This is a genomic window from Streptomyces sp. NPDC054866 (genome assembly GCF_053610745.1).
Window position 1 is genome coordinate 103,016 of the sequence record NZ_JBSGZA010000005.1, and the last position, 11,933, is coordinate 114,948.

Below are 11,933 nucleotides of genomic sequence, written 5' to 3' on the forward strand. Positions count from 1 at the left end.
CCGGTGGCGTTGGGGAGGGGCGTGACGGCTCAGGCGAGGCGTCGGCGCCTCGGAGCCACCTGCGCCTCGTCCGCCGCCGCCGTCCCGGACGTCCACCCCTCCCGGTCCGACACACCCCGCACCCGCGCCGTACTCGTCTCGGGGAACATCCGCTCGGCGTGGGACGTGACGGCCACATCCCGGGCAGCCAGGACGGGCAACAGCTCCCCCGCCTCCGGGGACTCCACGGCGACGTCCTCCGCCGCCGCGGCGAGCCGCGCACCGAGGCGGTTCGCGTAAGCCAGCAGGAAAGCCTGACGGAACGTCTTCGTACGCTTCCGGCCGCCCGCCCGCTGCCCCGCCTCCGCCTTCGTCATCGCCGCCGTCCCCTGTACGAGGAGGGAGGTGTGGAGGAGTTCGACCACTTCCAGGTCGGGCTCGAAACCGACGACGGTCGAGAATCCGTACGCCTCGTTCCACACCGCGCGGCAGCGGTTCGCGGTGGCCACCGCGTCCAAGAGGATCGCCTTCGCCGTCTCGTACGGGGCGTCCACGCCGATGCGGCAGGCGCCAGGAGTGTCCTTGGCGTGGGTACGGGACGCGAGCAGGGCCTCGTCGATGGTGTGCCTGGCCATCAGCTCCTGCGCCTTGGCGGTCAGCGCCTCCGCCTCCTCGGGGAACCCCGTGGCCTCGGCCTTCGCCAGGAGCGCCCGGATACGGGTGAGGATGCGGGGCTCTTCGTGGCCGGGCGGCGGGGGCGCGTGCAGCGGGGCGCCGGGGGCGGGCCCCACCGGCTCGATCGCGGGGAGGCGCAGGAGGAGGCGGTAGAGAGCGAGGGTGGCGGTGGCCTGGGAGAAACGGTCGAGCCTCGGTCCCGCCTGAGCGGCGCGGTTCGACCTCGGGCCGTCCTGAGCGGCGCGGTTCGACCTCGGGCCGTCCTGCGAGGCACGGTCCGACTTCGGGCCGTCCTGCGGGGCGAGCTCGGCCAGCTGCGCGTTCCAGCGGGGCGGAAGCGTGTCGCCGTACCGCCTGGTCTCGGTCGTGATCAGCTCGGCGGCCAGCTGCGTCTGGTGGGCACGGTCCGTGCCGTGGGCGACGTCGTCCTGGGCGCGTCCGACCATCCGTATGACATCCGCCGGCTGCCAGCCCCGCTCCCACGCCCGGCGCACCAGCTCCTCGCCCCTGCGCCACAGCTCCGCGTCGGCATCGGGGGCGGCCGCGAGGAGGGACGCGCCGGTGTCGAGGCCCTCGTCGCCGTCCGCGTACAGCGCTGCCGCGAACGCCTTGTCGATCACCTCTGTCACATCGGTCACCGGATCATCCATACGTCAAGGGTATGGCTGGCCCTACCCCCAGGACGCCCCCCAGTGGTCGTGCCCGGCGGGGCGGCGGGCGGTTGGCTTGCGGCATGACCTCAACTGCCGTACGGCTCACCGCCGTCCGCCGCCTCTACCGTGACGTGACCGCCCTCGACGGCGTCGACCTCGCGATACGTGCCGGTACCTTCACCGCGATCATGGGGCCGTCCGGCTCCGGCAAGTCGACGCTGCTGCAGTGCGCCGCCGGGCTCGACCGGCCGACGTCCGGGACGGTCGAGGTGGGCGGCACGGAGCTGACGGAGCTGAGCGAGCGGCGGCTGACGCTGCTGCGGAGGGGCCGTATCGGCTTCGTGTTCCAGTCCTTCAACCTCCTCCCGTCACTGACCGCCGCCCAGAACGTCGCCCTGCCCCTGCGGCTCGCTGGGCGAAGGCCTTCGCGTACGGAGGTGGCGGACGCGCTCGGCAGGGTGGGCCTCGGCGACCGCGCCCGGCATCGGCCTGGGGAGCTTTCGGGCGGCCAGCAACAACGGGTGGCGCTGGCACGGGCGCTCGTCACGCGCCCCGCGGTGCTGTTCGGCGACGAACCGACCGGCGCGCTGGACACGACGACGAGCCATGAAGTGCTGTCGCTGCTGCGTGAGTTGGTGGATACGGAAGGCCAGACGACCGTGATGGTGACGCACGATCCCGTGGCGGCGTCGCATGCGGACCGGGTGGTGTTCCTGGTGGACGGCCGGGTGGCGGACGAGGTGCTCGCGCCGGATGCGGAGGAGGTGGCTCGACGAATGGCGGGACTTGAGTCGGGTCGCCGGGGGCGTGGTGGGCTTGAAGCGGGTAGCCCAGAGCCTGGCGGCTTTACGTCGGGCAGCCATAAGCCAAGTGGCTTTACAGCGGGAAGCTTTGCCTCGGGTGGCCTAGGGCCAGGCGGTGGCCTTGAGCAGGACGGCCTGGGGCCAGGTGGCCTTGAGCAGGATGGCATTGCGTCGGGCAGTCCAGAGCCCGGCCACCTTGACCCGGGCGACCTCGCGTCGGGCAGGCCTGGCTCGGTTCGCCCGGGCTTGGGCGGTGGCCCTGGCTCGGGCGGCGGCACCGGCTTGGGTGGCGGCACCGGCTCGGAGGGCGGCACCGGCTTTGGTGACGGCAGCGGCTCGGAGGGCGGCACCGGCTTGGGCGGCGGCGCCGACTTGGGTGACGGCAGCGGCTCCGGCGGCGGTAGTGGTTCCTGTTGGGGCGAGGTGGTGGGGCGGTGATGGTTTTCGCTTCCCTTCGTACCCGCTGGGCCGGCCTTCTCGGCGCGTTCGTCGCTGTCGCGCTCGGCGTGGCCCTCACCGCCGCGATGGGGCTCGGGCTCGCCTCGACGTTCAGCGCGCCGGAGCGGGAGCCCGTGCGGTTCGCCGCGTCACCCGTGGTCGTCATGGGGCAGAACACTCTGACCGTCCCGGTGAAACGCGGCCCCGACACCGCACACGTATCGAAGCCGCTCGCTCATCCACACCCTGTGGATATCGAACTTCTGCGCGAGCTTCGACGCCTCGGCCCCGTCCGCCTTGACGGGGCGAAGAGGGACGCGGTGGGCGTGGACGCTCCGGTCGGGGCGGTGCGGGAAGTCGTCGGGGAACGGGCCCGCGTGCTGACCGGGGGCGACCGGCGGCTCGCCGATCCGGAGCCGGGGCGGGACGCGGAGGCGCTGGTTGCGGTGAACTCGTTCCTGGGGACGGCGGGCGGGGTGTCCGCGTTCGTGTCCGTGTTCGTCACCGCGTCCACCTTCGCCTTCGTCGTGGCGCTGCGGCGGCGGGAGTTCGGGCTGCTGCGGATGGCCGGAGCGACTCCGGGGCAGGTACGCAGGACGCTGCTCGCCGAGGCGCTCGCGGTGGGGGTCACGGCCTCCGGTGCGGGCTGCGCGCTGGGGGCCTGGGGCGCGCCGCTGCTCGCCGAAGCCCTGGTGGACGCGGAGATCGCTCCGGAGTGGTTCGGGATCGGCGGGGCGGTCTGGCCGTACCATCTCGCGTTCTGGGTCGGGGTGTCGGTGGCCTTCTCGGGGGCGTGGATCGCCTCGCGGCGGGCGGGGCGCGTGGGTCCCGTCGAGGCGCTGCGGGACGCGTCCGTCGACACCGGGGTCATGCCGTGGAGCCGGCGGATCGTGGGGGGCGTGCTGCTGGCGGCGGGGGTCGGGCTGCTGGCCTGGACGCTGTGGAGCGATCCGTCCGCGCTGCTGAAGCGGAAGACGTACACGACCCAGCCGATGATCCTGATCACCGCACTCGCCGCGCTCACTCCGCTACTCGTACGTCCCGTCCTGCGCGCCGTCCGTCTTCCCGGCGCGATCGGGCTCCTGGTCCGCGAGAACTCCGCCGCGTCCGTGCGGCGCACCGCCGCCGTCGCGGCGCCGGTCCTGGTGACGGTCGCTCTCGCGGGCTCGCTGCTGGGCTCGGCGGAGACGGTGGGCGAGGCGAGGGCGGAGGAGGCGCGGGAGCGGACTGGTGCCGAACTGGTCCTGACCGGCGAGGACTTGACCCCAGCGGAGGTGGGGGTGGGGGCCGGGAAGGTGGACGGGGTGGCGGTGGCCGCGTCGTCCGCCTCCACCGCGGTGTTCGTACGGGAGGAGGGAGGCACGGCGCTGATCCGCTCGGACGCGCGGGCCGTGAGCGATCCGGCGGCGTACGCCTCGGTCTCGCGGCTTCCGGTGGTGGCGGGGGACGTACGCGATCTCGACGACCGGTCGATCGTCGTCAACGAGGAGTGGGAGCGGCGGCGGGTGGGCGAGCGGGTCGATGTCTGGCTCGGGGACGGCAGGCCTGCGCGGCTGCGGATCGTCGCGGTGCTGGCGCGGGGGACCGGGGACAACGGGGCGTACGTCACGTCGGCGAATGCGGGGGCTGCGGGGGCCGCGGCGGCGGTGGACCGCATCGACGTGGGGCTGCGGGACGGGGCGGACCGGGACGAGGTGGCGGGGGCGCTGCGGGAAAGGTTCGCCGGCGGGGGCGAGGGCCTCCGGGTGCGGACGGCGGAGGAGTGGCTCGCGGCCACGCACCCGGCGACGAAGCCGCAGACGCGTCTTGGGCTGCTGGTACTGCTGGGTATCGCGCTGATCTACACGGCGATCTCCCTGGCGGGAACGCTGCTGATGGCGACTTCGGTACGGGGCCCTGAACTGCGCTCGCTGCGGATGGCCGGGGCTACGGAGGGCCAGGTGCGGCTGGTGATAGCCGGGGAGTCACTGCTGGCGGTGGGGGTGGGCGCGGCACTGGGCCTGGCGGTGACGCTGCTCAACCTGGGCACGCTGAGCGCGGGCCTGTCACGGCTTTCGGCACCGGCGGGGGTGTTGGTGGTGCCGTGGGGGGTGGTGGGGGTGGCTGTGGGGGTGTGTGCGGTGGTGGGGGTGGGGGTGATGGGGACACGGCGAAGGTGAGGCCCCACCCCGGGCAATCGGGCGGGTGGGCGGGAAAGCTCGTTCGTCCAGGGGAAAGACCGCGGGGCAATCGGGCGGGTGGGCGGGAAAGGCCCGTTCGTGGAGGTAAGGCCACGGGGTGAGAAGGGAAAGGCAGGGCGGCGGCAAGCAGGGACCGCACAAGACACCGCCCGGCCGGCCGCAAGGCCCCCTCAGCTGTCACCCCCCTCATCGATCAAGCGCCGTACCTCCCGGTCGATCAACCCCAGCCGCGCCTCAGCGACAAGCGGCACCGCCCGCCGATGCCGCCGCGCCTCGTGGACGTCGATGTCCACCGTCACAAGGCCCGGCTCCCACTTCGGCGCCTGCGCCACCACCGTCCCCCGCGGGTCCACCACCCTCGAACCGCCCCAGAACGACGCCCCGTTCTCGTTCCCGACCCGGTTCACGAACACCACCCAGCACTGGAGCATGCGGGCCGTGTAGGACAGCAGCGTGTCCCAGTACAGGCCCGTGTCCATCGCCTCGGGATCCAGGCTCGCCGCGCTGTTCGTGGGGACGATGATGACCTCGGCACCGTCCTGCACGGCCAGCCACGGAAGCACCGGCTGCCACGCGTCGTTGCAGACGAGCGTCGCGGCGCGACCGTGCCCGCCCGGCAGGTCGTACGCACGCAGGTGCTGGCCGGGGCTGACGTGCTTGCGTTCCTCCCAGGCCAGGTAGTTCGGCAGGTACAACTTCCGGTGGGCGTGCAGGAGTTGGCCGCCCGAGTAGTACGCGGACGTGTTGTACGCGCGCAGGCTCGTGTGCTCGTGCAGGCCGACGATGACGTCGGGCCCCGCGGTGGAAAGTTCCAGGAGGCGGCGGTCCCTCGCTTCCAGCGACGTGTCACGTTCCAGGCCGCCCAAGTGGTACCCGTGCAGACTCAGCTCGGGGAAGACGACGAGGTCGGCACCCTGCGCCGCCGCCTGGCCGACCTGCTCCCGGGCGTCCGCGAGGTTCTCGTCGACCTCTCCGAGGACACAGTCGGTCTGCGCAAGGGCCACTCTCATGGCCTCGAGCCTCGCAGCGCCGGGCGCCCCTCGCATGTCGGAGCGCCCGGACGTGGGGCGCGCGGCAGGGGAGACCCGCAGGCCCCACCACCGCCGACCCACCGGCAAGGGCGCCCCGAGCCACGCAACCCCGCAGCCCCACCCCAGCCCGCCCCCACCCAAAAGCCCTCACCCCCATTGTCAGTGCCTGCTGCCACACTCGACCGCATGACCGAAAGGTGGGCCCTCGCCGCCACCGAGGCCGGAGGCGCCACCCTCGCCCCCCTCGGGGAAGACGGCCTGCCCTCGGGCCCCGTCCTGCACGAGCCGGACCTCGCCAGGGCCGTGCGCGAGAGACCCGACGCGAGCCGCTGGGTCTGGCGGTCCACCGCCGAGATCTATCCCCCGCTGCTCGCGGCGGGCGTCCGGGTGAACCGGTGTTACGACATCGAGGACGCCGAGCTCCTCCTCCTCGGTCACGAGGGCCGCCTCGGCGAGCCCCGCTCCGCCGCGGCCGCCTGGGCGCGGCTGCACAACGCCCCCGTACCGAACGATCCGCCTCCCAGAGCGGCAGCTCCCGGCGCCCAGGACTCCCTCTTCGAGCCCTCCCCCGTGACGTCCCTCCCCTTCGACGCCCTCCTGGAGGTGTATGCCGCGCAGCAGCGAAGACACGAGGCCGCCGAGCACCCCGGCAGGATGCGGCTGCTCACGGCGGCCGAGTCGGCGGGCATGCTGGTGGCCGCCGAGATGAACGTCGCGGGCCTGCCCTGGCGCGCCGACGTCCACCACGCCCTGCTCACGGAGCTCCTCGGCGAGCGGTACGCGGGCGGCGGCAGGAACGCGGGCGCGGCCGAACCACGCCGCTTGGCCGTCCTCGCCGACGAGATCTCCGCCGCCTTCGGCCGCCGCGTCCGCCCCGACCTGCCGAACGACGTGATCAAGGCCTTCGCCCAGGCCGGTATCAGGATCAAGTCCACCCGGCGCTGGGAGCTTGAGGAGCTCGACCACCCGGCCGTGCGGCCCCTCGTCGAGTACAAGAAGCTGTATCGGATCTGGACGGCGCACGGCTGGAGCTGGCTGCAGGACTGGGTGCGCGACGGCCGCTTCCGGCCCGAGTACACGCCGGGCGGCACCGTCAGCGGGCGCTGGACGACCAACGGGGGCGGTGCGCTGCAGATCCCCAAGATCATCCGGCGCGCGGTCGTCGCCGACCCCGGCTGGCGGCTCGTCGTCGCCGACGCGGACCAGATGGAGCCGCGGGTCCTCGCCGCGATCTCCCGAGACCGGGGCCTGATGGAGGTGGCAGGCAGCCACGAGGATCTCTACACGCGCCTCTCGGACCGCGCGTTCTCCGGCGACCGCGACCACGCCAAGATCGCGCTGCTCGGCGCCGTGTACGGGCAGACGTCGGGCGACGGCCTGAAGAACCTGGCGGCACTGCGCCGCAGATTCCCCGCCGCGGTCGCGTACGTCGACGATGCGGCGAAGGCGGGCGAGGAGGGCAGACTCGTACGGACCTGGCTGGGGCGGACGAGTCCGCCGGCGGCCGGAGCGGGGGACTTCGACGAGGCGGGCATCCCGCAGGAGGACCCGGTCGCCGAACTGCCGTCCCAGGACGGTGAGTTCACTCCTGGGTACGCGTCGAGCAACACCCGCGCCCGTGGCCGCTTCACCCGTAACTTCGTCGTCCAGGGCAGCGCGGCCGACTGGGCCCTGCTGATGCTGGCCGCGCTGCGTCAGTCCATCGCCGCGGCGGGACTCCGCGCCGAGCTGGTCTTCTTCCAGCACGACGAGGTCATCGTGCACTGCCCGCAGGAGGAGGCCGAGACGGTCACGGCGGCGATCCGCGCGGCCGGGGACCTGGCGGGGCGCATCGCGTTCGGCGAGACACCGGTGCGATTCCCGTTCACCGTGGCTGTGGTGGAGTGCTACGCGGACGCGAAGTAGCCCTCGGGGCGGGCTGTTTCAAGCGCCCGGCAAGCAGCCGGATCAGCCCGCCTCCGCGCCCGCGCCCGCGCTCGTCGCCGCGCCCGCTCCCGCGAGCAGGCACTTCAGCTCCCCGACCACCTCGCTGCTGTCCGTGCCGTCCAGCGACGCGAGCGCCGACTTCCACTGCGCGTACGCCTCTTCGGCGCGCCCCTCCCCGTACAGCAGAAGCCCACGCTGATGGCGGGCCAGACCCGCCATGTGGGCGTCGGCCCGCTGCTCCGCACGCTCCAGGAGGTCGTCGCACTCGCGCCCCGCGTCCCGCGTGCGGGACGTCTCGCGCAGGGCGCGGACCATGCCGAGGCGCACCTTGGACTCGTTGTGCCAGTCCTCGGCCTCGCCGTGGATGCGCAGGCTCTCCTCGAAGTGCCGTAGCGCCACGTCCGGTTCGTCGAGGGCGAGGTATGCCTTGCCCATGTCGCAGAGGACCTCCTGGCGCAGGCCGGCGTGCCCGAGGGTCTCGCCGATCGCCAGGCTCCGCTCGTAGTAGGAGATCGCGGTGCGCGCGTCGGTGTGCTCGTAGACGTTGCCCAGCGTGCTGAGGGCGAACGCCTCGCTCAGCGGGTCGTCCATGGCCTTGGCGAGATCCAGGCTCTGGCCGAGCGCCTCGGCCGACTCCTCGTAGCGGCCGAGCGCTTCGAGGAGGAGACCGCGGTTCATGACGCCGCGGTGGACGCACGACCTGCGGTCGAGTTTCCGCCACAGGTCGAGGGCCTCGTCGATCAGGTCGAGCGCCGTGCCGCTGCGGCCCGACACGTAGTTGAGACCCGCGAGGTCGGTGAGGGCCTGGGCCTCGGCCGCGGTGTCGTTCCAGCGGCGGGCCGCGGTCACCGCGAGGCGGTTCAGGAGGTCCGCCTCGGCGAGGCGGCCACGGCGTTTGAGGTACGAGAAGAAGCAGCGGACCAGTACGGGCAGGAGGGCGGAGTCGCGGCCGTGCCGGTCGGCGAGGGCGATGACGTTGGCGAGCTCGGTGTCGCCCCAGGCGAAGGCGTCGTCGGTGGACATGGGCGGCACGGCAGGAACCGGACAGCCATGGGTGACGCCCGGACCGCCGTCGGCGGTGTGCCGGGGCAGCGGGTGGTCGGGGAGGGGGTCAGGTAGGTGGTCGGGGAGGTCCCCGAGGCGGTCGTCGCGGTCGAGCCCCTCCGGCATGATCGCCAGCAGGCTCTGCCGCGCCGACTCCGCGTACCACCGCAGCGCCGATTCCACGACGTCCGCCGCCCCCGCGCCGTCCTGATGGGCCGCCTCCCGCGCGAAGTCGCGTACGAGGTCGTGCGGGGCATAGCGGCCGTAGGCCGTCTCATCGAGGAGCGCGACGTCGACGAGCCGGTCGAGTGCGGCTCCCGCGCGCCACTCCTCCACGCCCAACAGGCGGGCGACGAGCGGGACTCCGTACGCCGGGAGGTCAAGGGCACCGATCGCGGCGAGGGCGGCGGCCGCGTCCCGGTCGGACTCACGCTCCGAAGTACGCAGCGCGTCCAGAGCCACGGCCAGCGAACGCCGGACGCTCAAGTCGTCGTGCTCCAGGTGGTGCAGGCGTCCGCCGCTGACGGTGAGGAGCTCGGCGAGGGCGTCGGGGGTGAGCGCGCGGCGGGCGGCGAGGCGGGCCGCGATGATCCGCAGGGCCAGCGGCAGGCGGCCCGCGAGTTCGACCAGGGGGTGCCCCGCGTCGAGCCCCGCGCGCCCGGAGGCGGCGCGCAGCAGGGCGGCGCTGTCCCCCTCGGAGAGCGGATCCAGCGGGAAGCGTCCCGCCCCGTCGAGCGCGGTGAGCGGAGAGCGGCTGGTGACGATGACCGCGCAGCCGGGGCCCGCGGGCAGCAGTGGCCGCACCTGCGCGGCGGTCGCCGCGTCGTCCAGGACGAGCAGGGTGCGGGTGGGCGCGAGCAGCGAACGGAGCAAAGCGGCTGCGGCGTCCGGGTGTTCGGGGCTGTGGCTCGACTCGACCCCGAGGTCCCGGAGCAGGGCGGCGAGGGCCTGGCCGGGGGTGAGGGGCGTCATCCCGGGGGTGGCGCCGCGCAGATTGACGTAGAGCTGCCCGTCGGGGAAGTGCTCGCGAAGCCGATGGGCCACGTGCAGGGCAAGGGCACTCTTCCCCACACCCGCCATGCCGGACAGAACGGCGACGGGCGGCGTGACCCCACCCCCCGGGCCGAGCGCACCGCCACCGCCCCCCTGCCCCGCAAGAAGCCGCGCCAGGGAGCGAACCACTTCTTCGCGTCCCGTGAAGTGGGGCGGGGAGGGCGGGAGTTGGGCGGGGCGGGTGGAGGGGCGCGGGGGGCTTGCGGGGGTGGGGCCTGGGGCGGTGGGGCTCGCGGGGGTGGGACTCGGGGCGGTGGGGCCCGCGGGGGCGGGGCCCGGGGCGGTGGGGCCCGAGGCGGCGGGGCTCGGGGCGGTGGAGCCCGAGGCGGCAGGGCTCGCGGGGGTGGGGCCCGCAGTGGTGGGGCCTGAGGGAGGAGGCGTGGCGGGGCTTGGGGCGGGGGGTGTCGGGGGTTCTGGTGTGGTGGAGGGTGGGGGCACTGGGCCTGTGGAGGCTGGGGACTCTGGTCCGGCGGAGGCTCGCGACTCCGGGCCGGGGGATGCCGGGGACGCGGGCCCGGGGAAGGCTGCGGACTCTGGTCCGGTGAAGGCCTGCGACTCCGGGCCAGCGGAAGCCGGGGACGCGGGTCCGGCGAAAGCAGAGGACTCCGAGCCAGCGGAAGCCGCGGACACAGAGTCGGCGGAAGCCGGGGGCTCCGATCCGGCGGAGGCTGGGGACACAGGGCCAGCGAAAGCCGCAGCCTCTGGTCCAGCGAAAGCCTGCGACTCCGAACCGGCGGAAGCCGGAGACACAGGACCAGCGGAAGCCAGGGACATAGGTCCGGCGAAAGCCGGGGACTCCAGACCGGAATCCGCCGTGCCGGCCCTCGTAGCGGAGGGCACCGGGGCGACCCTGGAAGCGGAACCCTCCTGAGCCATCCCCGAACCGGTGCCCGCCGGGGTGGCAACCCCCGGAGCGGAACTCTCTTGAGCAACTCCCGCCCAGGAACCCGCCGAAGCGCCCCCCGAACCGGAGCCCCCCTGAGCACCCCCCGAACCCGAACCCGCCAGCGCACCACCCGAAACTGAAGCCCCCACCAACGCCGCCCCCGCAGGCTCCTGCAGTACCTCGCGGTGTGCTTCCCGTACCGAGGCGCCCGGTTCCACGCCCAGTTCTTCCACCAGCCTGCGTCGCAGCTCGCGGTGGACCGCGAGTGCTTCCGCCTGGCGGCCCGTGCGGTGCAGTACCAGCATCAGCTGCCGGTGGAAGGTCTCCCGCAGCGGATACTCGGCGACCAGTTCCGCCAGCTCCGGTACGAGCCCTCGGCCGCCGGCCCCGGTCGCCAACTCCGCGTCGTACCGCAGTTCGAGGGCGAGGAGCCGCGCCTCCTCCAGGCGCGGCACGAGCGCGTGCCCCGCCGCGTCCGCGGGCAGCCCGCCCAGCGGGGCGCCGCGCCACAGGGCGAGCGCGCCGGAAGCGGCGGACACGCAGCCGTCCCAGTCACGTTCCGCATGCGCGGACCTGGCCTGCGCGACCAGCTGCTCGAAGACCCGTACGTCCAGCTCACCGTCGGCCACCCGCAGCCGGTACCCCGGAGGCACCGCCCGCAGCCGGTCCGGGTCGTCCAGGAGCCGGCGCAGCCGCGTCACGTGGTTCTGGAGCGAGGCGTGCGCGGACGCGGGCGGTGCGCCGCCCCACAGCGCGTCCTTGAGGGCGTCGACGGAAACCACCCTGCCCGGTTCGAGCAGCAGCGCGGCCAGCAGGGCGCGGCCCTTGGCACTCTGCACGGGCTGCGGCTCGCCCTCGGCGTCGTACACGGCAGGCGCGCCCAGGAGCCCGAACCGCAACCCGTCGCACCGCACGTCCACGCCATCTCCCGCCAACCGTTGGCCACATGTTAGCGATCGGTTGGCGGGCCCTGATGGGATCAGAACATCGGGCCCGGCCCCGCCGGTACTCGCGCCAAGCGCGTAACTCGGGGGAGTGTCACCGTTGCGGCCGGGCCCGCTCAGTTTCTGCGAGGCACTCTTAACTCCCTTACGGGATGGGGGAGTTGAGATGCTCGCGGGACGTGAGCAGCCGCGCGAGCCCCACCGTACCCATGCGGGAAGCACCACCCCACGGGTCCCAACAGAACCCTCCGGCCGCCGGATTCCGGCACCAGGTGCTCACTGATCACCCACCATTCGCCCACCATTCGCTCACGTGGGCGG

The 11,933-nt window shown here is 73.7% G+C and carries 5 protein-coding genes and 2 pseudogenes; 3 read left to right on the forward strand and 4 right to left on the reverse strand.

All coding sequences use genetic code 11. From position 1 onward, the window contains the following. Positions 1-29: 29 nt before the first annotated feature. Positions 30-1,283 carry a DUF2786 domain-containing protein gene (locus tag ACWGI2_RS25385; protein ID WP_453698289.1) on the reverse strand — a complete coding sequence of 418 codons (1,254 nt, stop codon included), beginning with the start codon at positions 1,281-1,283 and terminating at the stop codon, positions 30-32. A 104-nt stretch (positions 1,284-1,387) separates the two neighbouring features. Here ACWGI2_RS25385 and ACWGI2_RS25390 point away from each other — a divergent pair. Then, positions 1,388-2,116 (forward strand): annotated as a pseudogene (locus ACWGI2_RS25390) (ABC transporter ATP-binding protein); the annotation flags it as partial. A 431-nt stretch (positions 2,117-2,547) separates the two neighbouring features. After that, positions 2,548-4,707: an FtsX-like permease family protein gene (locus ACWGI2_RS25395; RefSeq protein ID WP_453697818.1), complete on the forward strand. Its 2,160-nt coding sequence runs from the start codon at positions 2,548-2,550 to the stop codon at positions 4,705-4,707. A 191-nt stretch (positions 4,708-4,898) separates the two neighbouring features. Here the strand turns inward: ACWGI2_RS25395 and ACWGI2_RS25400 are convergent, their stop codons facing one another. After that, complete coding sequence (locus tag ACWGI2_RS25400) at positions 4,899-5,738, reverse strand: nitrilase-related carbon-nitrogen hydrolase (RefSeq protein ID WP_160506361.1); 840 nt, start codon at positions 5,736-5,738, stop codon at positions 4,899-4,901. A gap of 207 nt (positions 5,739-5,945) precedes the next feature. Here ACWGI2_RS25400 and ACWGI2_RS25405 point away from each other — a divergent pair, with 207 nt between their 5' ends. Continuing rightward, complete coding sequence (locus ACWGI2_RS25405; protein ID WP_453697820.1) at positions 5,946-7,664, forward strand: bifunctional 3'-5' exonuclease/DNA polymerase; 1,719 nt, start codon at positions 5,946-5,948, stop codon at positions 7,662-7,664. A gap of 42 nt (positions 7,665-7,706) precedes the next feature. Here the strand turns inward: ACWGI2_RS25405 and ACWGI2_RS25410 are convergent, their stop codons facing one another. After that, complete coding sequence (locus ACWGI2_RS25410; RefSeq protein ID WP_453698291.1) at positions 7,707-9,809, reverse strand: tetratricopeptide repeat protein; 2,103 nt, start codon at positions 9,807-9,809, stop codon at positions 7,707-7,709. A 1,020-nt stretch (positions 9,810-10,829) separates the two neighbouring features. Continuing rightward, positions 10,830-11,582: pseudogene (locus ACWGI2_RS25415) on the reverse strand (AfsR/SARP family transcriptional regulator); the annotation flags it as partial. Positions 11,583-11,933 lie beyond the last annotated feature (351 nt).

Excerpts from the sequence above, each read along its gene's own strand:
- ACWGI2_RS25400 (WP_160506361.1), bottom strand. The coding sequence starts at position 5,738 with ATGAGAGTGGCCCTTGCGCAGACCGACTGTGTCCTCGGAGAGGTCGAC.
- ACWGI2_RS25405 (WP_453697820.1), top strand. The coding sequence starts at position 5,946 with ATGACCGAAAGGTGGGCCCTCGCCGCCACCGAGGCCGGAGGCGCCACC.
- ACWGI2_RS25395 (WP_453697818.1), top strand. The coding sequence starts at position 2,548 with ATGGTTTTCGCTTCCCTTCGTACCCGCTGGGCCGGCCTTCTCGGCGCG.
- ACWGI2_RS25410 (WP_453698291.1), bottom strand. The coding sequence starts at position 9,809 with ATGGCGGGTGTGGGGAAGAGTGCCCTTGCCCTGCACGTGGCCCATCGG.